Annotated in this window: 27 protein-coding genes and 1 tRNA gene; 16 read left to right on the top strand and 12 right to left on the bottom strand. The window is 66.5% G+C overall.

From position 1 onward, the window contains the following. Nucleotides 1-14: 14 nt before the first annotated feature. Nucleotides 15-614 carry a TetR/AcrR family transcriptional regulator gene (locus OHS03_RS32015; protein ID WP_328659166.1) on the bottom strand — a complete coding sequence of 200 codons (600 nt, stop codon included), beginning with the start codon at nucleotides 612-614 and terminating at the stop codon, nucleotides 15-17. A gap of 72 nt (nucleotides 615-686) precedes the next feature. On the opposite strand from OHS03_RS32015, the gene OHS03_RS32010 reads away from it, so the two are divergent. The 3 genes from OHS03_RS32010 (at nucleotide 687) to OHS03_RS32000 (ending at nucleotide 2,847) form a co-directional block, all read left to right on the top strand. Next, nucleotides 687-1,826, top strand: coding sequence for an acyl-CoA dehydrogenase family protein (locus OHS03_RS32010; RefSeq protein WP_328664505.1), 1,140 nt, complete (start codon nucleotides 687-689; stop codon nucleotides 1,824-1,826). A gap of 98 nt (nucleotides 1,827-1,924) precedes the next feature. Then, entirely contained in the window at nucleotides 1,925-2,698 is a 774-nt protein-coding gene (locus tag OHS03_RS32005; protein ID WP_063004769.1) for a hypothetical protein, read from the top strand. A 73-nt stretch (nucleotides 2,699-2,771) separates the two neighbouring features. After that, a tRNA-Arg gene (locus OHS03_RS32000) sits at nucleotides 2,772-2,847 on the top strand. Nucleotides 2,848-3,233: 386 nt separating this feature from the next. Here OHS03_RS32000 and OHS03_RS31995 read toward each other — a convergent pair. Further along, nucleotides 3,234-4,148 (bottom strand): helix-turn-helix transcriptional regulator, encoded by a 915-nt coding sequence (locus OHS03_RS31995; RefSeq protein ID WP_328659164.1) that lies wholly within the window; start codon nucleotides 4,146-4,148, stop codon nucleotides 3,234-3,236. A 164-nt stretch (nucleotides 4,149-4,312) separates the two neighbouring features. Here OHS03_RS31995 and OHS03_RS31990 point away from each other — a divergent pair, with 164 nt between their 5' ends. From OHS03_RS31990 to OHS03_RS31955, 8 genes are all read left to right on the top strand, one after another. Continuing rightward, a complete protein-coding gene (locus tag OHS03_RS31990; RefSeq protein WP_328659162.1) occupies nucleotides 4,313-5,569 on the top strand; it encodes an MFS transporter in 1,257 nt (418 codons plus the stop codon). A gap of 39 nt (nucleotides 5,570-5,608) precedes the next feature. Further along, nucleotides 5,609-6,109: a cyclophilin-like fold protein gene (locus OHS03_RS31985; protein WP_328659159.1), complete on the top strand. Its 501-nt coding sequence runs from the start codon at nucleotides 5,609-5,611 to the stop codon at nucleotides 6,107-6,109. Nucleotides 6,110-6,132: 23 nt separating this feature from the next. Next, nucleotides 6,133-6,900: an SDR family oxidoreductase gene (locus OHS03_RS31980; RefSeq protein ID WP_328659157.1), complete on the top strand. Its 768-nt coding sequence runs from the start codon at nucleotides 6,133-6,135 to the stop codon at nucleotides 6,898-6,900. A gap of 21 nt (nucleotides 6,901-6,921) precedes the next feature. Next, entirely contained in the window at nucleotides 6,922-7,947 is a 1,026-nt protein-coding gene (locus tag OHS03_RS31975) for a zinc-dependent alcohol dehydrogenase family protein (RefSeq protein WP_328659155.1), read from the top strand. 31 nt (nucleotides 7,948-7,978) lie between these two features. Then, nucleotides 7,979-9,100: an alpha/beta hydrolase gene (locus OHS03_RS31970; RefSeq protein WP_328659153.1), complete on the top strand. Its 1,122-nt coding sequence runs from the start codon at nucleotides 7,979-7,981 to the stop codon at nucleotides 9,098-9,100. 73 nt (nucleotides 9,101-9,173) lie between these two features. Further along, the gene (locus OHS03_RS31965; protein ID WP_328659151.1) at nucleotides 9,174-9,503 is read left to right on the top strand and encodes a carboxymuconolactone decarboxylase family protein; all 330 of its coding nucleotides are present in this window, start codon (nucleotides 9,174-9,176) and stop codon (nucleotides 9,501-9,503) included. Between the two features lie 88 nt (nucleotides 9,504-9,591). Continuing rightward, nucleotides 9,592-10,029 (top strand): cupin domain-containing protein, encoded by a 438-nt coding sequence (locus OHS03_RS31960; protein ID WP_328659149.1) that lies wholly within the window; start codon nucleotides 9,592-9,594, stop codon nucleotides 10,027-10,029. Next, complete coding sequence (locus tag OHS03_RS31955; RefSeq protein WP_328659146.1) at nucleotides 10,026-10,883, top strand: aldo/keto reductase; 858 nt, start codon at nucleotides 10,026-10,028, stop codon at nucleotides 10,881-10,883. Before OHS03_RS31960 ends, OHS03_RS31955 begins: the two co-directional genes overlap by 4 nt. 395 nt (nucleotides 10,884-11,278) lie before the next feature. Here OHS03_RS31955 and OHS03_RS31950 read toward each other — a convergent pair whose 3' ends face one another. The 4 genes from OHS03_RS31950 to OHS03_RS31935 form a co-directional block, all read right to left on the bottom strand. Continuing rightward, on the bottom strand, nucleotides 11,279-12,034 hold the full coding sequence (locus OHS03_RS31950; RefSeq protein ID WP_328659143.1) for a nucleotidyl transferase AbiEii/AbiGii toxin family protein: 756 nt from the start codon (nucleotides 12,032-12,034) through the stop codon (nucleotides 11,279-11,281). Next, nucleotides 12,031-12,672 (bottom strand): type IV toxin-antitoxin system AbiEi family antitoxin domain-containing protein, encoded by a 642-nt coding sequence (locus tag OHS03_RS31945; RefSeq protein ID WP_328659141.1) that lies wholly within the window; start codon nucleotides 12,670-12,672, stop codon nucleotides 12,031-12,033. Before OHS03_RS31945 ends, OHS03_RS31950 begins: the two co-directional genes overlap by 4 nt. Before the next feature lie 188 nt (nucleotides 12,673-12,860). Beyond that, nucleotides 12,861-13,289: a hypothetical protein gene (locus tag OHS03_RS31940; RefSeq protein ID WP_056818527.1), complete on the bottom strand. Its 429-nt coding sequence runs from the start codon at nucleotides 13,287-13,289 to the stop codon at nucleotides 12,861-12,863. Nucleotides 13,290-13,325: 36 nt separating this feature from the next. Then, nucleotides 13,326-14,492, bottom strand: coding sequence for a serine hydrolase domain-containing protein (locus OHS03_RS31935; RefSeq protein WP_328659140.1), 1,167 nt, complete (start codon nucleotides 14,490-14,492; stop codon nucleotides 13,326-13,328). A gap of 150 nt (nucleotides 14,493-14,642) precedes the next feature. Between OHS03_RS31935 and OHS03_RS31930 the strand changes: the two genes are divergently transcribed. Beyond that, the gene (locus tag OHS03_RS31930) at nucleotides 14,643-15,353 is read left to right on the top strand and encodes a helix-turn-helix domain-containing protein (RefSeq protein WP_328659138.1); all 711 of its coding nucleotides are present in this window, start codon (nucleotides 14,643-14,645) and stop codon (nucleotides 15,351-15,353) included. On the opposite strand, the gene OHS03_RS31925 is transcribed toward OHS03_RS31930, so the two are convergent. Beyond that, complete coding sequence (locus OHS03_RS31925; RefSeq protein WP_056818531.1) at nucleotides 15,335-15,910, bottom strand: dihydrofolate reductase family protein; 576 nt, start codon at nucleotides 15,908-15,910, stop codon at nucleotides 15,335-15,337. The two genes, OHS03_RS31930 and OHS03_RS31925, sit on opposite strands and share 19 nt — an antisense overlap. A 299-nt stretch (nucleotides 15,911-16,209) precedes the next feature. Between OHS03_RS31925 and OHS03_RS34755 the strand changes: the two genes are divergently transcribed. After that, entirely contained in the window at nucleotides 16,210-16,515 is a 306-nt protein-coding gene (locus OHS03_RS34755; RefSeq protein WP_407942431.1) for a phosphotransferase-like protein, read from the top strand. A gap of 130 nt (nucleotides 16,516-16,645) precedes the next feature. On the opposite strand, the gene OHS03_RS31920 is transcribed toward OHS03_RS34755, so the two are convergent. The 5 genes from OHS03_RS31920 to OHS03_RS31900 form a co-directional block, all read right to left on the bottom strand. Next, nucleotides 16,646-16,897: a hypothetical protein gene (locus tag OHS03_RS31920; protein ID WP_328659135.1), complete on the bottom strand. Its 252-nt coding sequence runs from the start codon at nucleotides 16,895-16,897 to the stop codon at nucleotides 16,646-16,648. A gap of 158 nt (nucleotides 16,898-17,055) precedes the next feature. Continuing rightward, a complete protein-coding gene (locus OHS03_RS31915) occupies nucleotides 17,056-17,223 on the bottom strand; it encodes a DUF4236 domain-containing protein (protein WP_082843603.1) in 168 nt (55 codons plus the stop codon). Between the two features lie 39 nt (nucleotides 17,224-17,262). Next, complete coding sequence (locus OHS03_RS31910) at nucleotides 17,263-17,523, bottom strand: hypothetical protein (protein WP_328659133.1); 261 nt, start codon at nucleotides 17,521-17,523, stop codon at nucleotides 17,263-17,265. Nucleotides 17,524-17,673: 150 nt separating this feature from the next. Further along, entirely contained in the window at nucleotides 17,674-18,111 is a 438-nt protein-coding gene (locus OHS03_RS31905) for a DUF6194 family protein (RefSeq protein ID WP_056818537.1), read from the bottom strand. Between the two features lie 43 nt (nucleotides 18,112-18,154). Then, complete coding sequence (locus tag OHS03_RS31900) at nucleotides 18,155-18,976, bottom strand: helix-turn-helix transcriptional regulator (RefSeq protein WP_328659131.1); 822 nt, start codon at nucleotides 18,974-18,976, stop codon at nucleotides 18,155-18,157. Between the two features lie 131 nt (nucleotides 18,977-19,107). Here OHS03_RS31900 and OHS03_RS31895 point away from each other — a divergent pair, with 131 nt between their 5' ends. The 3 genes from OHS03_RS31895 to OHS03_RS31885 all read left to right on the top strand — a co-directional run bounded on the left by OHS03_RS31895 (nucleotide 19,108) and on the right by OHS03_RS31885 (nucleotide 21,570). Beyond that, nucleotides 19,108-19,572 carry a hypothetical protein gene (locus OHS03_RS31895; protein WP_328659129.1) on the top strand — a complete coding sequence of 155 codons (465 nt, stop codon included), beginning with the start codon at nucleotides 19,108-19,110 and terminating at the stop codon, nucleotides 19,570-19,572. A 164-nt stretch (nucleotides 19,573-19,736) separates the two neighbouring features. Next, nucleotides 19,737-20,723: an adenylate/guanylate cyclase domain-containing protein gene (locus OHS03_RS31890; RefSeq protein ID WP_405149667.1), complete on the top strand. Its 987-nt coding sequence runs from the start codon at nucleotides 19,737-19,739 to the stop codon at nucleotides 20,721-20,723. Nucleotides 20,724-20,802: 79 nt separating this feature from the next. Beyond that, complete coding sequence (locus OHS03_RS31885) at nucleotides 20,803-21,570, top strand: RluA family pseudouridine synthase (RefSeq protein ID WP_328659127.1); 768 nt, start codon at nucleotides 20,803-20,805, stop codon at nucleotides 21,568-21,570. Nucleotide 21,571: the final 1 nt, after the last annotated feature.

Raw genomic sequence — 21,571 nt, 5'->3', positions numbered from 1 at the left:
GCGACCGGATCCGCTCAGCGCAAAGCGATCTCGGCGAGCGCGGTCCAGTCGGCCAGCACTTGTTTGCGACGAACGCGGTCACGTCCGACCATCTCGTCGAGAGTGGCGCCACGGACCAGGTTGATGGTGAGCCAGAAGGTGCTCTCCAAGCGCTCACCGGTGATGGCGGGGTCGATCAGCCCGGCACAGCGGTCGAGCAGCTCGACGGTGAGTTCGTGCTGCACCCGCAGCATTTCGCGGCGCAGCGCCGCGTCGTTGGCGATTCCCACATACAGCTCCACCGCGGCACGACCGAGCTTGCCCGCGAAGGTAGCGGTAACCAACTCCACCAGCACAGCACCCGCCGACGTGCCGTCCGGCACCGCTTTCGCCTTGCGCAGCATCGCTTCTCGCTGACGATCGGTGAGATGGCCGATGGCCTGAGCGAACAGTTCACCGCGCGTGTGGAACTGATGCAGCTGCGCACCACGCGTCACGCCTGCCCTGGCCGTGATGTCGGCGATGGAGGCGCCCGCGTAGCCGACCTCGGCCAGACTCTCGATGGCGGCATCGAGCAGCAGCGTCCGGGTCCGCAGACTCTTCTCCTGATGCTTGTTCGGTGGCAGCGCAGACATAACTCCAGTATAGGGCTATAAAATTACATGTCACATTGCACGCAATTCAGTGCTCAGCGTACTGTCATGAGCATGGCTGTAGACCGGATGTTGCCCACCGACGAGGCACGTGAGCTGATCGAACTGACCCGCGACATCGCCGACAAGGTGCTCGAGCCGCGTGTCACCGACAGCGAGAAGACCGGAGTCTTCCCGGACGGCGTGTTTCCGGCGCTCGGCGCGGCCGGGTTGCTCAGCCTGCCGTACCCGGAGGAATTCGGTGGCGGCGCGCAGCCGTACGAGGTGTACCTGCAGGTGCTCGAGGAAATCGCGAGCCGCTGGGCCGCCGTCGCCGTGGCGGTGAGCGTGCACGGGTTGTCCTGCCATCCGCTGTTCACCTACGGCACCGACGAGCAGAAGCAGCAGTGGCTCGACGGCATGCTCTCGGGTGAAACCATCGGCGCCTACAGCCTTTCCGAGGCCAACGCCGGTTCCGACGCGGCCGCGCTGCGCTGCCGCGCCACCCCCGTCGACGGCGGCTACAACCTCAACGGCACCAAGGCCTGGATCACCAACGGTGGCCGCGCCGACTTCTACACCCTGTTCGCCCGCACCGGCGAGGGTTCGCGCGGCATCTCCTGCTTCCTGGTCCCCGCCGACACCGCGGGCCTGAGCTTCGGCAAGCCCGAGGAGAAGATGGGCCTGCGCGGCATCCCCACCACCACCGCCGCCTACGACGACGCCTTCCTGCCCGCGCAACGTCGCATCGGCGAAGAGGGACAGGGACTTTCGATCGCCTTCAGCGCCCTCGACGCGGGCCGCCTCGGCATCGCCGCCGTCGCCACCGGTGTCGCCCAGCGCGCGCTCGACGAAGCGGTGGCCTACGCCAAGGAACGAGAAGCCTTCGGCCGCAAGATCATCGACCATCAGGGCCTCGGCTTCGTCCTCGCCGACATGGCGGCGGCCGTCGACACCGCCCGCGCCACCTACCTCGACGCCGCCCGCCGCCGCGACGCCGGCCTGCCCTACTCCCGGCAGGCCTCGGTCGCCAAACTCGTCGCCACCGATGCGGCCATGAAGGTGACCACCGACGCGGTCCAGGTCTTCGGCGGCTACGGCTACACCCAGGACTTCCCGGTCGAGCGCTACATGCGCGAAGCCAAGGTCATGCAGATCTTCGAAGGGACCAATCAGATCCAGCGCCTGGTCATCGCTCGGCATCTGGCAGGGTAGCTAATCTGTAATGCACTGATCATCGCTGGTTAGCGCGTTTGGGCAACTGATCAGTAAACTGAACAGCATCTCGAGACCTCGACGAAATGAGGCGCGCGATGCTGTGGTGGTTGATCGTGATCGTGATCGTGTCGGTGGGCGCTCTGCTGTACCTGCGTGCCGAACAGAACAAGCGCAACGCGCGCGAGCTCGAGGAGGCACAGGCCGACGCGAGGGCGACTATCGAGCGGCTCGGCGGGCAGGTCTACCAGCTGTCGCCGAGCAACGAAGCGGCCCGGCAGGCGTTGGCCGACGCGTCCGAGCGGTACAACGCCGCAGGCGGCCAGATCGACCGCGCGAGCTTGCCCGTGCAAGCCCAACTGGCCAAGCAGTCCGCCCTGGAGGGCCTCTACTACATTCGCGCCGCCCGCACCGCGATGGACATGGACCCCGGCCCGCCGATCCCGGCCATCGCAGGCCAGGACATCGCGGGCCAGGTCGACGAGAAGCGCACCGTCGCCCACAACGGCCGCACGGTCACCGCGTCGCCCTCCCCCTCGGCAGGCACCCCGAACTACTTCCCCGGCGGTCGCGTGGCGGGTCGTCCTGTCCCGGCCGGGTGGTACTCCGAGCCGTGGTGGAAGCCCGCGCTGATCGCGGGAGCCTGGGGTGCGGGGTCGGCCCTGCTGTTCACGACGATGTTCGCCGGAATGGGCGGGGTCGGCTACGACGCGCAGGCGTTCGAGGACGGCACCGGCGACGTCGCCGCCGATCCCGGATACGACCAGGGCGGATACGACCCCGGCAACTCCGATACCGGTTTCGACAGCTCAGGCGGTTTCGACAGCGGCAGTGGCTTCGACAGCGGCGGCGGCGGTTTCGACGCCTTCTGATCTCCACCCAACGGGCCTACTCCACCGAGCCCGGCCCCACGCTATACTCAGCTCGGCCAGCCGAGGCTGCCACGCCTTCGTAGCTCAGGGGATAGAGCAACCCTCTCCTAAAGGGTAGGTCGCAGGTTCGAATCCTGCCGAGGGCACCACAGACCATCGAGGCCCCACCCCATGTCCTAAAGGGCAGGTCGCAGGTTCGAATCCTGCCGAGGGCACCACAGACCATCGAGGCCCCACCCCATGTCCTAAAGGGCAGGTCGCAGGTTCGAATCCTGCCGGGGGCACCACCTCCCACCTGCATCTCCGCAGGTGGCAGGCTGATTTTGGCGTCGCAGGTTCGATCCCTACGGGAACCGCAACGTGGTCCAGGCCCCATTTCCGCCGCGAACGCGCAAGGGGAACCACTTCCTAGCACGAACCGTCGGCAGACGAGGACCGGGAAACCGGGGCGACACCGGATTCAGCACGGATCGGTATCGCCGCGATCCTGCATCCGACTCAACAGTGTGGCCTTGGCCTGCGCAGCACCGGCATTTTAGTCGCCCACGTTGATGGCGGGGTCCGCGTGTGCCGGTGGGTGGATATTGGTGGCGGCCCATGCGCCGAGCAGTGCCATCGCGTCAGCTGAGGGAGTGGCGGGTTGCACGGTGTAGAAGGTGAGGACCAAGCCGGGGTCGGCGGGCAGGGGCATGGTTTCGTAGTCGATGGCGATGTCGCCGACGACGGGGTGGTGGAAGTTCTTGGTTCCGGTGTAGTGCAGGCGCACATTGTGTTTGGCCCAGCGGGTGCGGAATTCCTCGCTGCGGGTGGACAGTTCGCCGACCAGGTCGGAGATGCCTCGGTCGTAGGGGTCGCGTCCGGCGTCGGTGCGCAGCAGGTTGACCGAGCCGTCGGCCATGTGGTTCCAGTCGGGGTAGAAGTCGTGGGCGCGAGGGTCCAGGAAGCAGAACCGGACGAAGTTGACCGGTTTGGTGACCTCGGGTGCGAGGGGGTCGGGGTAGAGCGGGCTGTAGAAGGCGTAGCCGAGCGGGTTGGCCGCGACGAGGTCGTGGCGGGCGTTGCGGACGAACGCGGGCCCGTTGTAGCTGTCGAGTAGGGCCTGCACGCCGGGCCGGACCGTTTTGGCGGTGCGGCGGGGGCGGCGTTGTGGGCTGATCAGGGCGTTGCGGTGCAGGTCGAACAGATGTGAGCGTTCGGCGTCGTCGAGTTCGAGGGCGCGGGCGATGGCGTCGATGACAGATTCGGAGACGCTGTTGACCTTGCCGCGTTCGATCTGGGTGTAGTAGTCGACCGAGAGTCCGGCCAGGGTGGCGACCTCTTGGCGGCGAAGGCCAGGGACGCGGCGTTTGGCGGCGTCGTAGACCGGCAGCCCGACCTGTCCGGGGGTGATCTTGGCGCGGCGTGAGGCCAGGAACTGGCCGATCTCGGCAGCTCGGTTGCTCGACTCCATGAGTTCGAGGCTAGGCCGCCTGCCTGCGTGTTTGCCAGGTGCTGTGAGGGGGGTGCTGCCAGCACCCCCCTGATCCTCGCCTCCCACAACCTGAGTTCGGGGCGTTGCATGGGTTGCGGAGCCGAGAGCTCCAATCCCCAATCCTTCGACATCGACGAGGTGAGATGAGCACGTCGCGGATCGACCGGCCCGCAACCGGGACTCGGTTGCCGGTACTGGTATATGTGCTGGCCGCCGGGATCTTCCTGATGGGCACGACCGAGTTCATGATCGCCGGACTGCTGCCGGATGTGGCTGCCGACCTCGGTGTCGACATCGCCCGCGCCGGACTGCTGGTGACCGCGTTCGCGGTCGGGATGATCATCGGGCCGCCGGTGATGGCGCTGGCCACGCTGCGGCTTCCCGCTCGGGCCACTCTGATCGGTGCGCTGGCGGTCTTCGCCGCCGGGCATGTGGTGGCCGCAGTGAGTGACTCGTTCACCGTCGTCACGGTCTCTCGGGTGGTGACCGCGCTGGCGACCGGCACATTCTGGGCGACCGGTGCTGTAGTCGCGGCGGCTATCGCCGGGCCGGGTGCGAGCGCTCGGGCGCTGGCAGTGATGTCTGGCGGGTTGAGCCTGGCCGTTGTCGCGGGAGTGCCGCTGGGCACCTTCGCCGGACAGTTCACCGGCTGGCGCGGTCCGTTCTGGATACTGGCCGCCCTGGCAGTACCCGCCATCGCCGCCGTGCTGCGTTTCACCCCACTCTCGGTCAACAGTGAGGAGAGCCCGGTGTCGGCGCGTGCCGAAATGGCCGCAGTCCGTCCGTGGCGGGTGTGGGCGGTCCTGGCCGCGATCACGCTGGCCCAAGCAGGTTTCCTTGGTGCCTACAGCTTCATCAGCCCGCTGCTGACCGACCGCGCCGCAATCCCCAGCACGCTCGTCCCGCTGGTCCTGGTCGGGTTCGGCATCGGCGCGCTCGCCGGAACCGCCCGGGGTGGGCGGGTCGGTGACCGGTGGCCGTTGGGCACCATCGCCATCGCGATCACGCTCACCTCGATCCTGCTGCTCGTCCTCGCCGCCACCGCCGCCCATTCGACGATCGTCGTCGCGGTAGTCATCGTGCTCGGTGCCACGGGCCTGGGCGCGAACCCGGTCCTGATCGCCCAGACCATGCGTTTCGCTGGGGCGGGTTCGCGGCTGGCGTCCTCGCTGGCCACCGCGGCGTTCAACCTCGGCACCGCCGCCGGATCCGCGCTGGCCGCGACCACCCTGTCCACCGCGCTCGGGCTCACTGGACCCGCCGTGCTCGGCGCCTTCCTCACCGCCACCGCCCTGATCCCGATCGCGGTCCTTGCCCGCACCCGCCGCCGCAGGGAGGGCGACAACACGCCGACGCGACCCGGCCACCAACCCGAACCCGTCCTGACCGGAGTGAGCTGAGCCATGGCCAGCTCGAACAGACCCGAACGGAGACGCCGCATGCGAGCGCTCGCCACCCTGATCGCGCTGACCACCACTACGGCGGCGATGACGGTCGCGGCCTGCACCGCCGCCCCACCCGCACCGGCGCCGGGCACGTCTGCCACCGAGCAGACAACGACGTCACCGGCACAGGAGGACACCTACATGCAGATCCGGCTGAGCACCGGGGCCGGCGAGGTCACCGCCCGCCTCTACGACAATCCCACCGCCCGCGACTTCGCGTCCCTCCTGCCGCTGACCATGACCGTCCACGACCTCGGCGGCCGGGAGAAGGCCGGCACTCTGCCCCGCGAACTCGCCGACGGACGAGGCCGATCCGATTACCGCGCAGGACAACTCGGCTACTGGGCACCCAGCCACGACCTGGCCGTCTACTACCTCGAAGACGGCTTCCGCATTCCCTCGCCCGGGATCGTGATGATCGGCGAGATCGAGACCGGCCTGGAAGCGATCACCGCCGAATCCGCCGGAACCACCCTCACCATCACCGCCGCCTGACCACCGACCCGAAAGGACTCGCCGTGAATCCCACCTACGACTTCACCGGACAGGTCGCCTTCGTCACCGGCGCCGCCTCAGGCATGGGCCTGGCCACCGCGACCGCCTTCGCCAGGGCCGGAGCCGCAGTCACCCTCACCGACGTCGACGACGCCGCCCTCGAGACCGCGGCCGCCGAGCTGCGCGCCGCCGGACACCAGGTACTCACCGTGCACTGCGACGTCTCCGACGAAGACCAGGTCGCTGCCGCCGTCGCCGAGACCGTCGCCACATTCGGGCGCTTGGACCTCGCCTACAACAACGCCGGTATCCAGTCCCCCACCGTCGATGCCGCCGACGAACCCGGCGAGGTTTTCGACCGGGTCACCGGCATCAACCTGCGCGGGGTCTGGGCGTGCATGAAACACGAACTCGCCCAGATGCGCGAACAGGGCTCCGGAGCGATCGTGAACTGCTCCTCACTCGGCGGGCTGGTCGGGTTGCCCGGCCGCGCCGCCTACCACGGCGCCAAACACGGCGTCATCGGCCTGACCCGTTCCGCCGCACTGGAATACGCACCACGCGGCATCCGCGTCAATGCCATCTGCCCCGGCACCATCGAAACCCCCATGGTCACCAAGATGTTCGACTCCGGCGACCTCGACCCAGCACAAGCCGCCGCCGACGAACCCATCGGCCGCCTGGGCACCGCTGAGGAAATGGCTGCCGCCGTGCTGTGGCTGTGCAGCCCCGGCGCCTCCTACGTCATCGGCGTCGCCCTGCCCGTCGACGGCGGCTACACCGCCCGCTGACCCAAACCGAGAGGACACCCCATGCGTGGAGTAGTCATGTACGCCCCCGGCGACGTACGCGTCGTCGACCGTGAAGACCCCGAGATCATCGAACCCACCGACGCGATCATCCGGCTCACCGCCACCTGCATCTGCGGCTCGGACCTGTGGCCCTACCGAGGCATCGAACCGGTCGAGCACACTCTCATGGGTCACGAATACGTCGGCGTTGTCGAAGAAGTCGGTGACGACGTGCACACGCTTAAGGTCGGTGATTTCGTCGTCGGCTCGTTCTGCATCTCCGACAACACCTGCGAAATCTGCCGCTCTGGATTCCAATCCCGTTGTTTGCATGGTTCTTTCGTCGCCGGAGCCATCGGCACCCAGTCCGAACTCGCCCGGATCCCCTATGCCGACGGCACTCTCGTCGCGACGCCGACGATGCCCGAACCCGAGCTGATCCCGTCGCTGCTGGCAGCATCCGACGTACTCGGTACCGGCTGGTTCGCCGCCGATGCCGCAGCCGCCGGACCTGGCAAGACCATCGCCGTCGTCGGCGACGGCGCCGTCGGGTTGATGGGTGTGCTCGCTGCGAAACAGCTCGGCGCCGAACGCATTATCACCATGTCCCGCCACGCCGACCGCCAGGCCTTGGCCCGCGAGTTCGGCGCCACCGACATCGTCGAAGCCCGCGGTGATGAAGGCGTCGCCGCGATCAAGGACCTCACGAACGGGCTTGGCGCCCATGGCGTCATCGAAGCCGTCGGTACGCAGGAATCGATGATGCAGGCCATCAACTCCACCCGCCCCGGCGGGCACGTCGGCTACGTCGGCGTCGCCCACGACGGTGTCACTCTGCCTGCCGACCAGCTGTTCTTCGCCGAAGTCCATCTCCTCGGCGGCCCAGCCCCGGTTCGCCGGTTCCTGCCCGACCTCATCGACCGCATCTGGAACCGCAGCATCGACCCCGGCAAGGTCTTCGACCTCACCCTGCCCCTCGACCAGGCCGCCGAAGGCTATCGGGCCATGGACGAACGCCGCGCCATCAAAACTCTGCTCACCCTCTGACCTTTCCGAACACCGCACCAGGAGCACCACCATGAACACCACGACCACAACACCGCGCCGCTGGGCCCGCATCACCGGAGCCGGTATCGCCACTCTCGCTGTCCTGGCGGCCTCGGCATGCTCCGGCGCCGACACCACCACCTCGGCCGCGCCGGTCACCCCCATCGCGGGCCTGACTTCCGGGGACCTGTCTCGCGGTGCGGACAACTTCTACACCAGCGACCAGGTCACCATGACCCCCGTGACGTTCAAGAACCAGTACCAGATGGACGTCACCGGCAACCTGTTCGTCCCCAAGAACCTCGCCCCCGACACCCGCGCCGCCGCCATGGTCGTCGGGCACCCCATGGGCGCGGTCAAGGAACAATCGGCCAACCTCTACGCCACCAAGATGGCCGAGCAAGGCTTCGTCACCCTCGCCCTGGATACCGCGTTCTGGGGCAGCAGCGACGGCAACCCGCGCAATGCGGTGGCCCCTGACATCTACACCGAAACCTTCTCCGCTGGAGTCGACTACCTGCGCACCCAGGACACCGTCGACCCCGAACGCATCGGCGCGCTCGGCATCTGCGGCAGCGGCAGTTTCGTCATCTCCGCCGCCAAGATCGACCCTCGGATCAAGGCCGTGGCGACCGTCAGCATGTACGACATGGGCGCGGCCAACCGCAACGGGCTGGGCCACTCGGTCACCCCCGAACAGCGTCAGCAGGTCATCGCCCAGGCCGCCGCTCGGCGCGACGTCGAATTCCGTGGCGGACCAACCGAATACACCGGCGGCACCGTGCACGAACTGACCGCGAACTCCACCCCGGTCGAGCGCGAGTTCTACGACTTCTACCGCACCCAGCGCGGCGCGGTCACACCCGAAGGCGCCACCGCCGACACCACCACCCACCCGACCCTGTCGAGCAACACCAAGTTCATGAACTTCTACCCGTTCAACGATATCGAGACCATCTCCCCGCGCCCGATGCTGTTCATCACCGGCGAGAACGCCCACTCCCGCGAGTTCAGCGAAGAGGCATACCGCCTCGCCGGTGACCGCAAGGAACTGGTGATCGTGCCCGGCTCCGGACATGTCGACCTCTACGACCGCACCGAACTCATCCCCTTCGACAAACTCACCGCCTTTTACACCCAGAACCTGGCCTGATCCCCAGCAGTGTTCGAGGCGATCCCCCGCACGCACGGGCCAGGGCCTGGCACCGACAACGAAAGGACGAGCAATGACTCAGGAGCACAGCACCGGCTGGACCGGCGGGCACGACGCGTTCGGCGACTTCGCGCCCGGACTGGCCCACTACACCGACAAGGTCCTCTTCGACGAGGTATGGGAACGCGAGGACCTGTCCAAACGTGACCGAAGCCTGATCACCGTCGCCGCGCTCACCGCGATGGGCAAGACCGATCAGCTCACTTTCCACCTCGACTACGCCCGACAGAACGGCGTCACCGAGACCGAACTGAAAGAAGCGATCACCCACCTCGCCTTCTACACCGGCTGGCCCAACGGCATGAGCGCCATGACTGTCGCGAAACAGGTCTTCGGCGACTGAATAACAACCCAGCTGCCTACGCCCTGGCGCCGATACACAGCTCGACGCCTGGCGACGCCCTTTCACGAAGCGCAGAACAGGAGACACGGTGAGCACCAACGGATTCGACCAGATCTTTCCGATCGGGGAACCCAACGACGCCTACGCGCAATACTTCATCGGCCAGAGCTACAACGCTCCGTTGACCGCAGGGAGCGTTCCCGTCGCCAACATCACCTTCGAGCCCGGCTGCCGCAACAACTGGCACATCCACCACGGCACCGACGGCGGCGGCGACCAGATCCTGCTGTGCACAGCAGGGTCCGGCTGGTACCAGACCGAGGGCGAGGAACCGGTCAGTATGGAGCCGGGAACGACCATCCGCGTTCCGGCGGGCACCAAACACTGGCACGGGGCGAAGGCCGACTCGTGGTTCTCCCACCTCGCCTTCATCACCCCGGGCAACAACGTCAGCAACGAATGGCTCGAACCGGTCACCGACGAGGTATACAGCGAGCTGCCGGCGACGAACGGAGACCACGCATGACCATCCTGAACGAGACATACACACTGTCCAACGGTGTCGAGATCCCGAAACTGGGCCTGGGCACCTGGTTTATCGACGACGACTCCGCCGCCGACGCGGTCGAGGCGGCGATCGGGATCGGCTACCGCAACATCGACACCGCGCAGGCATACGGCAACGAGGGCGGCGTCGGCGACGGGGTCCGTGCCAGCGGCCTCTCACGCGAGGAGCTGTTCGTGTCCACCAAGCTCGCCGCCGAGATCAAGGACTACGACCGAGCCGTCGCCGCGATCGACGCATCGCTGGCCACCCTCGACCTGGACCACGTCGATCTCATGCTGATCCACAGCCCCCAGCCCTGGAACGACTTCCGCGGCGGGGACTACGCCGAGGGCAACCGCGAGGCATGGCGTGCGCTCGAAAACGCCTATCAGGCCGGCAAACTCCGCTCGATCGGCGTCTCCAACTTCGAGCGGCACGACCTCGACAACATCCTCTCGACCTGCACCGTCACCCCGCAGGTGAACCAGCTACTCGTCCACGCAGGCAACACCCCGACCGAGCTGATCGCCTGCTGCCAGGACAACAACATCCTCGTCGAGGCGTACTCACCCATCGCTCACGGGGAAATCCTGAACAACCCCGACGTCGCGGCGATTGCCGCCCGATACGGGGTCAGCGTTCCACAGCTGTGCATCCGATACACCCTGCAACTGGAAACCGTCGCCCTCCCCAAGACCGCCAACCCCGACCACATGCGCAGCAACGCCCAACTCGACTTCGAGATCAACGACGACGACATGAGCACACTGCGGAATCTGCGCGCCCGCGACTACGGCGAGCACAGCGTCTTCCCCGTCTACAGCGGAAAGTAACCCACAGCACTCCGCATGCCCCGACAAGCGCTACCCCGGAAAACGATCCTGTTATCCGGGGTAGCGAGAAGAGCTGGGGCCACCGGGGGCGCAGCTGGTGAGATCCGGTCCTTTCCCCTCAATCAAGTGCGAAAACCGCCTCAATAATCAGCTGACCAGTACAACTGCCCAGGTCACGCGCGTTCCCATCTCCGATGTGCCCGCCATCGGAGATGGGAACGCGATAGGATCGGCACCGGCGAACCGGGATCGCTAGATCGTGTAGAAATCCGCGATGACCAGGTGTCTTCCGGTTGCCCATGTTTTGTGTGTCCTGCCGAGGGCACCAACCTCCACCAGCACAGCTTCTCGGTCGTAGATGAGTGACAGAACAGCGTTCACCCAGGTGCCGCAGCTCAGCGGCTGTACGGAATTCGCGCCCACGCCGCCCGAACCGCGGACAGCGCGGTCTCGGCGTTGATCGTCAGCCGAGTCTGGCCGGCCAGTTGTGCGTTCCAGTCGTCTTCGTTCGGTGCTCGGTCGAACACCTGCGGGGCGGGCAGCCGGTTGGTCGGGCCAAACCTCCGGTACAACTCTCCCGCAGTGTCGTCGATCGCGCCGACGCCGTTCAGCGCCCACAGGTCCCACAGGTCGCGTGATGCGTGCCGGTCATGCCATGTCACAGTCTTCCCTGCGACAAAAGCCGGCAGCGTGGGCACGAGAAGCTCGGCCGGTGCCACGTCGGTGTAGCGCTGCTCGAGGTCGCGGAGTTCGGTCGGCCACACCGGTCTGCCATGTGCCGACAGCAACTGAATTTTGACCGAAACACCGGCCGCGGAGCGAAGGTGGGCGGCCCCGGTATCCGGGACAGTGCTCAACGACGGCGCCCATTCCAGCCGACCATAGCTTCGTGCGACCGATCGCGGTAAAGAAGCGTCGAGTTCAGCTGCCAGCACTGTCCGGTTGTCCAAGGCGACCAGATCGATATCTTCGCTGAGCCTGCCACTCACCAGATGTGTACGGGCTAGGGCGGTTCCGCCGATGAAGTACAGCCGCTCGCCGAACCTTTCGCTGATTGCCGCCAGTAGATGGGAGATCAGATGGTCGCGTTCGACCTGCTCGGGGGAAACACCGAATTGCACTGCGACGCTGTCGCGTTCGTCGAACCTCATGCACCCACCCAGCTCTGCGCGCGTCGAAGCGCCGCACCGAGGCGCTGGTCAGTAGCAAGCTGCGCGAGTCTCACCGGATCGCTACGGCGGTAGAGCGTATCGATCGCCGGACGAACCTCCATCTCGGCACTGCCCAGCTCCGGCCGTCGGGCCAGATCGAGCACGGTCTGCTCCGGCGTCGTGACCAGCGCGGGGCCCAGCGGCGTTTCGATACGCTCGGCGTCGAGTGCTTCGGTATCGCGGCGAACAAACTGGACTCGGGCGCGGCGATCGGTCAGTGCGATCGGCCGATGCTGGCGCGGAACAGCCACAATCGCGGTCGCCAGCGCACGCGGCACGGCTCCTAGCAGGCGCCCCGCGCTGATTCCCATGACAATGGCGTGAGCCGGCCCGTATATAGACGTCGCGATACCCGCGGCGACAGCTTCCAGGGCGGGCAGCCAGGGCCGACCGACATGGTCCGGCGCGACGAGCACGTAATAGCCGTGGGCAACGCGGTGCAGCACGCCCCGTTCCACGAGCCGCGCGATCTCGGGGCCCGGTTGTGCGTAGATGTCGGCCAAGTCCTGCGGCCGCAGCGTTCGAAGGGGTGCTCGCCAGAGTTCACTGGGCAGCACGGTGCTGCGATGCTCAGCCATCAGCACCACACCTTCCGGTAAGAGTATGCATTTAGATGGCTATTAACCATCTAAATGCATAGTACCGGACTGATACGCCTACTGGATTTGTCGCCGCCTGAGCGTTGCCGACAGGCCCAGCGACGCCACTCAGACCCGCTACATCTGGACTACGACCAGGCCGTTTCCCAGCTGTCCATGTTCGGCGTCTATGGGAGCGGCAGGCAGGAGCTTCCGGTGTTCACACCGCGCCCAACGACCTCGACCGTCACGTACCCCGTAGAGGTGACCTGCCCGGGTTTGAACTGCTGGGCGAAGACGTTTTGGCTGCCGGAGTACACCGGGGTCCACTCGAAAGTCGCGGTGCCGTTCTCCGGGTGATAGACGGCAACCCCGAGCCGCTCACCATTGCCGGGGACCGAACCGCCGCTGATACCGACAGTCACCTCGCCTGCCTCGGAAACCGGTGCGTCGACCCCGACGGTCACCGTATAGGCGCACCCGGTACGGAGTCCTTCGGCCGGCTGCTCCACGCTCACTCCGGTGACCGCGGCGGTCGCGTGCGGCGCGGCCATGATCATGGTCGGCACGGCGCCGAACACCACGGCAAGGCCGAATCTGCGAGTACGGACGTTCATTGGCGATCCTCTCGTTCGCACCCACTGTGCTCCCGATCACCGCTCGGCGCCAGACCCGCCTCGGTTTTCGCAGAGTGCGTGGTCCACCAATTCTTCCGCCGCGCGCAGTTGCGCGAATCCCTTGCTGTGCGGGACATCTTCCCCGACCGCGAGAGTGGCCGACAACGAGACGACAGCGCTGCGGTTACCGTCCTCGGTCACTCCGACATTGGTGAGAAAGCCGGTCTGGCCGCCGTTGTGCATCCAATAGGTGCCGCCACAGGACAGCGGCACCGAGAACAGGCCGAGACCGTAGCCCGCACCCGGCCAGACCTGCTCGATCACGCCGTCGACCGGCGCTGTTTTCCGCATCTGCGCCAGTTCCTCGGGCCGTAACAGCTTGCCGCCGAGGAGGCTTCGGTAGAACGTGCCCACATCGGCGGTGGTGGAGAGATAGCCCGCGGAGGCGTCGGCGTCCACCAGCTCGGTGACGTCGATCAGCGGCCCGTCGACCTCGAATTGCTGGTAACCCCTCGCGTGCGGAGTGGGCAGTCCTGCCGTGTCACCGGGCCAGTGGGTATCCCGCAGCCCGAGCGGTTCGAGGATTCGCGCGCGGACCTCGTCGTACCAGGGACGGTCGACCGCCCGCTCGATGATCATGCCCAACAGGACGTAGCCGACGTTGGAGTAGGACCACCCCGTGCCCGGTGCGAACTCGGGTGGGTGCCGCATGGCCGATGCCACAGTCTCGCGCGGGTCGCGCACCTGATAGCGAAGCCGGTAATAGTCGTCGGCGGTCGCCATTTCGGGCGCGTTTTCATGAATACCGCTGGTGTGCTGCAGAAGTTGACGGACCGTGATGCCGGCTCCGTCGTTCCCGTTGCCGTGCACCGTATCCGGCACCCACTGCTGAACAGTGTCGTCGAGCGTGAGACGCCCCTCGCCGACCAGCATGAGGACCACGGTCGCGACCAGCGTCTTGGTCAGACTGCCGATCCGGAAATGGCCAACTGGTGACACCTGTTCCGAAGTAATGACATCCGACTGCCCCGCCACCCGGGACCGATCGGTACCAGCCGCGACATCCACAACTCTGGCCTGCACTCCGGTGGTGCCGAGCGCCGTTATCGCATCGACGTCGCGTTGCAGGGTGTCGGGCTCGGCACCACAGCCACTGACTACCAAGACCAGAGCAAGCGCTACGGCTGTCATCGCATATCGCATCGGGCGCCCCTTTCGCACAATCCGCAACCTATCGACGGCCCACGCTGCGCGACATCACCCCGCGGTACTGCATTGCAGTCGCCTCGGTACCGATCTCGACCGCCCCTGGTATCAGCTCGAATGGTCGTCGCAGCGATTAGGATCGTGGCGGTGGGATTGGTGTTCGAGACCCGGCGGTCGGATTCGCCGTGGGTGGAGTCGGTTTGGACCTGCCGGAGTGAGCAGGTCGCGGAGATGACCTCCGTGGCGACCGAGACCTGGGGATTGGTGTTCTGGGAGGAGCAGGGCGTGCCCTGTGCGGCGGTCACCGGACCCGAAGTCGCCACCGGCACCGCGCCCGTTCCCGAGGGGGCGGACTTCGTCGGCATCCAGTTCGCGGTCGGTACCTCGCTGCGCGCGGTGACCGCCACGACGCTGGTCGACAGCGGGATCGTCCTGCCCGACGTCACCGACCGGGGTTTCTGGCTGGACGGCGCCCACTGGGAGACTCCGCACGTCGACGATGCGGAGGCGCTGGTCCAGCGGCTCGTCGACCACGAGGTCGTGGTCCGCGATGCCCTGGTCGCCGACACCATGCGTGGCATGGCGCACGCGATCACCGAACGCACGCTCGAACGTCGCTTCCGGGCGGCGACGGGCCTCACCCAGGGCGCGGTGCGTCAGATCGAGCGGGCGCGCACCGCGGCGCTACTGCTGAGCGCGGGTGAGATGCCGGGCGATGTCGTCGACAAGCTCGGCTACTACGACGAGCCCCACCTCGCCCGCGCGCTGCGCCGATTCGTCGGCCGGACGGCGCGGCAGCTGCGCGAGGGCGGCAGTGGTGTGATCGCGCTGGATCTCACTCAGCGCACGACGTCGTAGACGAGCTTGGCGACGCCGTTGGAGTAGGTCGCCGAGTCACGCAGGCGCAGTTGCTGTTTGGGTCGATCCGCCCGTCCGAACAGGCTCTTGCCCGCGCCGAGCAGCACCGGGAACACGAGCAAGTTGTATCGATCGATCAGGTCGGCGTCCGAAAGGCTCTCCGCCAGTGCGGCGCTGCCGTGGATGTAGATCGGCCCACCCTCGGTCTGCTTGAGCTTTTCGATGTCCTCGGTCGAGCGCAGGAGGGTGATCTCACCCCAGCCGTCGATCAGCGCGTCGTCGGTAAGCGACGAGGAGACAACATATTTGGGCAAATCCTTGTAGGCGGCGTGATCCTCGGAATCGCGCCAGATCGGAGCGAACGCCTCGTAGCTGCGACGGCCGAACATCAGCGCGGTGGTATCGGCGAGCTCCTCCCCCTTGAGCGAAAACGCCTCCGGCACGAACTCGGTCTCCATCACCCACCCGCCACTGCGATGCCCCTCGACCTTCCCGCCGGGCGAGTCAACCACACCATCGAGCGACATGAACCCCGTGTAAACCAGTTCGCGTGCCATCACAATCCTCCTGAATACCAGCGTCGGAAACTGCCTGCGATCAGCCTAGGGAACCCTCCCCACCCTGTCTTGGACGAAACCGACACGAGCGTTCGGTGACACGATCTGGTCGGACCATCGACGGGCGCTGACCGAAGCCATCTCCGAGGGCCAGCGGATCAACCGGCAGATCGACGGCACACCCTTCGGCAGATCGTCGACTCACAGTACGATCCGTCTATACATCGGGCCGCCGATCTACTGCCACGTAAAGCCTCTGAGCTTCGTAAGTAGATAAACCCTCTATTCGTATTGAGTGGATGAGTGTCGGTTTCATGGGGTCGGGCGGAGCAGGGCGGTCAGTCGTTCTTCTCAACGGGGTGTCTAGTTCGGGCAAGTCGAGCATCGCGCGGCGGCTGCTGATCGACCTCGAACGGCCCTTCTTTCACATGGGTGTCGACATGATCGGCGCGATGCGGTCGGAATCGCGGACCCATGAGCTCGGTTCGGACGAACTCGCCGATGTCCTCAGGCGAACCCGAGCGGGGTTCCACCGAGCCGTCGCCGCGATGGTCTCGGCGGGCAACGACATCATCATACGATCTCGAACTCGACACCGGCGGTGACACGATCGAAGACTGCTCGTCCCAGATCGTCACGTTCCTCGCCCGAGGTAGGACGAACCGGGCATTCGATCGACTGCGCGCCGAGCTGGAGCGTTGAACCATCGCTGGTTCGCCCCACCTCCGCACATCGCTAGCTGTCGACGTCCGCAGCCGATGCCTGCTTTGCGTGGATAGCGCTGCGGCGTGCGGCAATACGAGCAGACCGACGGTCGCGGCTTTCAGCGGTGCGACGGGTGTTGGTCGATTCGCGCTCGCGGATCGGCTCAGCGACCTCCGCTCCCCCGAAACGATCACGAACCCGGTGCACCGCAGCGGCGACCACGTCCCACAGATACGCCGCGAAGACGAGCAGGATCAGGCCCGCGCCCGCGATCGCGAACACGGGCCCGAATGCGCTCTCTATCAAAAACTTCCACACAGAACCAGTTCCCCCATGCATGTGCGGCGGTGCCGCGCTGATGACAACTGGCGAATGCTACAGCCGACGGGACATAACCGCGACTGTGCGGGTCGCGGCGAGTGTCAACCGATCGGGCCGGGTCAGCGTTGGCGCCAGCTCAGCGGGCCGGGGAGGTCGACGCTGTTCTTTCGGGTGCGGGAGTTCCAGGACCATGGGCCGATTTTGATGCCCCAGGACGACAGGCCCGCTTGGGTGAAGTTGAACTTCAGCGGACCGAAGGATTTGCGTTGACGGAACTTGATGGGCACGAGCGACCTCCCTGATCGCCACCAGGATAGCCGATCCGGTTACGCCCCATCGGTTTCCGAACCTCTGCGACGACGAGCGACGGCGAACATGGTGAAGCCGGCGGCGAGGGCCAGGGTTACGGCGAGGGCCAGCAGGATCAAGGGGACGGTGGCCATGGCGTCGGTTCGGCCCGCGCCGCTGCGGCGGATCAGCAGGGCGGCGACCAGGGGTCCGATCATTGCCAGCGCCGCGGCTATCGACAGCAATCCACCGGTGACCAATTCGACGGAGTCGAGTCTGACATCGACTAATGACCGCATCGGCCGGATAGGTACTGACATGACCTCCCCTTTCGTTGGTATCTGAAAGGTACCGCGCCGAATGGAATAACCGCCGCCATAAGACCAGCCGTCGCGTAAATCGATATCAGCAAATCAATAGCGACTGAAAAGTGTCAGCGGTCGACGGGGCTATTCGGCCGCGCGACGCTCGGATCGCGCCCGGGCCCGGTCGTGGGCTTCACGCAACATCTCACGGATTGACGCGTCGGTAGCGGCCCCCGGATTCACCACCGCGAGCCAGTTCGCGGCAGCGTAGAGGGGGTGGGCGACGACGGTGTCTTCGAGACTCGCGTCGGTCGGGGCGGCCGCATCGGTGAAGGTCGTCTTGCTCACGGCGATGTTGACGCGGAAGCTGCCGGGGCGGTTCAGGTCGGAGGTCTCGTCGCCGGGGTAGTCCTTTGTCACGATGGTGGCGAAGGGCTGACCGGCGGGGACGACACCGTCGGGGGCGTAGTAGAAGAAGGTGTCGCCCCAGGCGATCTCGGGGGCCTCACTCCCCTCGGTCGGCTGCATGGCCAGCACTCCACCGAGGCCGGTCACGTACTCGATGATTTCCTCGATTGTCATGCCTCGAGCGTCTCATCCAGACGCGGCCTGCTCCAAGAACCGATCAGCTGACGCCGACCAGCTCCCGCGCGGACAGCGCGTCGACGGCGTCGCGGGCGGCCGATCCCGGATCCACGGTGTACACCACCAGCATCTGATCCGCATCACCTGGCAGGTTCAATGTCTCGTATCCGAATTCGATCCGGCCGACCACTGGATGGTGAATCAGTCTGTTGCCGTGCGAATTACCCGCCGGGGGTTGGATCGACCAGATGCGGTGGAACACCGGATTACCCGCGGTGAGTTCGTCGATGAGCGAGGTCAATCGGCGATCGCGCGGGCAGCGGGTCACCTGGCGACGCAGGTAGGCAGCGGTCTCCGCGGCGACCGGCTCCCAGTCGGGATAGAAGATGCCCGCGTCGGGGTGCAGGACCGTGAAGCGAGCCAGATTGCGTTCTGATTCGGCAGCCGCGAAACCGAATACCTTGTCGCCCATCGCATTCCAGGCCAGTGCTTCCATGTGACGGCCGAGCACGAACGCGGGCGTCGTGATCGAGTCGAGCAGCAGCCGGGTGCCGGAGCGGATCGTCGGGGCGTAGTTGTAGTCGGGGTCGGCGGGGCGGACCAGCGTGTAGAGGTGGTCGCGCTCGGCGGCGTCGAGACGCAGGGCGCGGGCGACGGAGTCGAGCACCGAATCGGGGAAGTCCGCGCCGCGCCCCCGCTCCAGCCGGGTGTAGTAATCCACGCTCATTCCGGCCAGCTGGGCGACTTCCTCGCGTCGTAGTCCGACCATCCTGCGGCGACCGTATTCGCTCAGTCCGACGGCGGCGGGTTGGATGCGGGCGCGCCGGGTCCGAAGGAACTCGCCGAGAGCGGGTGACGACATGGCAGCCAGCGTAGAAGGTAGATGCGGGCTCGCGTGCATCGCGTCTTGCGAAGAGATTTGTTCGACCGGTTAACGAGGTGCGGCGGGGCGGCGAAATACCAGGTAACACCACGTCGAGGGAGGACGCCGAAGTGTTGATTCGATCCGCACTCACCATCATCTCCGGGGCCGCGCTGGCAGCCGGATTCCTGGCAGGCGGGCAAGCCGCCGCCCAATCGGGACTCGGCGATTACACGCCGGTCGACCCGGTCGAGTACCAGGTCAGCGAACCCGAATACGCGGGCAGCGTCTTCTTCACCACGCCCGACGGACGGCACTGCGCCATCTACTGGAACAACGGCCCGGCCGGGTGTGACGCCGTCCCGATCGACGCGCCCGCGGGCACCGACCAGCTCCGGGTGGGAATCCTCGAAGCAGCGCACTTCATCGACGCCGACAGCCCGATCTTCACCCACCCGGCCGCGAAGGTGCTCTCCGAAGGTCACCGGATCACCCGGGAGAACACCACCTGCGGCGTCGGGTACCAGGGGACGGTGAGCTGCGAGGTCGGCGAGCACGGCTTCACCCTGTCGGCTACCTACAGCGTGCTGCGCTGACGCGTCTTCAGCTGCTCGATCACCGCGGTGACGCTCTGCGCGCCGTGCCGCCCGCGACTGTGCCTGGTGTCACCGGCGGGGAAGCGGTGTCCGGATTTATGAACGTTGCCAATGCGAAGACGAGGATGCCTGTCGCTCGCGCCACACAGTCGTAGAGTCTGGGTATGTCGGACCCCGAGATGACCGAGTTGGTGCAGCGCAGCGTCGAAGAGGCGCTGCTCGGTGGACCGCGGCGGTATACGCGCACGCAGGTGGCCGAGCAGTCGGGGGTGCCGGAGGCTGAGTCGCGGCGGCTGTGGACGGCGCTGGGATTTCCGGCCAATGAGGACGACCAGGTCGACTTCACCCAGCTCGACATCACGGCGGTCACCAACTTTCGGAGCATGAAAGTTGTTCCCGCGTCGAATATTCGGCAGCAGGCCGCAGCTGCTCGGACCATCGGTCAGGGCATGGCGCGGCTGGCGGAGTGGCAGGCCGACCTGGTGCTGGCCGAGATCAAGGCGCGCGTCGTCGCGGGCGATCCTGCGATTCCATTGGCGGAACGGGTCGGTGCCGCAACGGAATCCACCATGGCGAGCATCGATCAGTTGCAGTCGTATGTGTGGCGCAGGCACCTGGCGGCAGCGGTCGCCAGATCGAGCGAGACGCAGGGCGAAGGCTCGTTGCGGACGCTGGCGGTGGGATTCGCCGACATGGTCGGCTACACCAGGCTTACCAGACATCTGCACCACGACGAATTGTCCACGCTCCTCGAAGCTTTCGAGTCGACCACCACCTCGGCGATCACCGACAACGGCGGCTGGGTGATCAAGAACGTCGGCGACGAGGTGATGTTCGCCGCCGAGACCGCGACCGCCGCCGGCCACATCGCGCTGGCCATCCAGGAATCGACCATGCTCGTCGGCGGCACCCCGGAACTGCGCGTCGCCTTCGCCTACGGCGAGGTGCTGCAGCGCTTCGGCGACCTCTACGGCTCGGTGGTCAATATCGCCGCCCGCCTCACCGGCGTCGCCCGACCGGGCAACATCCTCATCGACGACGCCGCCGCGGACGCCCTCGACGGCCACCCCGATTTCGCCATCCGCCATCTGCGCAGCGTGCGCGTGCGCGGCTTCAACCGTCTACGCCCCCACCGCCTGCGGCAGGCATGATCGGCCTGTGCGACGTTGCGCCGCGGCTCGCTGACCAGCCGTCGAGCAGAGCGGGCACACCATTGCCTAGGGTGTCGTAGTGGACTTGGATTGGCGCAGCGTGCGCGAGGACTACACCGTGTTCGCCGATGACGCGGTGCTCGCGTTGAACAAACCGTCGGGGATCTCGGTGACCGGCGAGCGCCACGACACCGATCTGGTGGAGCTGGCGCAGGCGGCGGGGACGCAGCTGTATCCGGTGCACCGGATCGACAAGGTGACCTCCGGACTGGTGCTGCTGGCCACCGATCTGGCCGCACACGGACCGCTGACCAGGCAGTTCAACAATCAGACCGCGCGTAAGGCGTATCTGGCGATCGTGTCGGGCGCCGAGCTGCCCGATCGCGGCGAGATCGATCTGCCGTTGAGCGTGGGGCGCAAGAATCGGGTGCGGATCGCGGCGCCGAGGGAGGCGATCAAGCGCGAGGGTGATCGGTGGTTCATCGAAGAGGCAGACCTGCTGCCTGCGAAGAACTATCCGTCGCGGACCTTGTTCAGCACCGTCGCCCGGAACGGCGATCACGCGCTGCTCGCCGTGCGGCCGGTGACCGGGCGACGCCATCAGATTCGCGTGCAGCTGGCCTGGATCGGTCATCCGATCCTGGGTGACCCGCTGTTCGACCGCACCGCCGCGCTCCCCCGCACCCACCTGCATTCCTGGCGACTCGGCCTCGACGCCGCCTGGCTGAACCCACCGGTCCTCGACCTCGAGGCCACCCCCGGACCCGACTTCTGGGCGCCGGTGACGCGCGACCCCGACGAGGCCGCGCGACTACTCGACACCGCGCGACAGCTCATCGGCGGCTGAC

The organism is Nocardia salmonicida (assembly GCF_036142455.1).
In the GTDB taxonomy this organism is placed as follows: domain Bacteria; phylum Actinomycetota; class Actinomycetes; order Mycobacteriales; family Mycobacteriaceae; genus Nocardia; species Nocardia salmonicida.
This window is presented reverse-complemented; position numbering and strand designations above follow the sequence as displayed.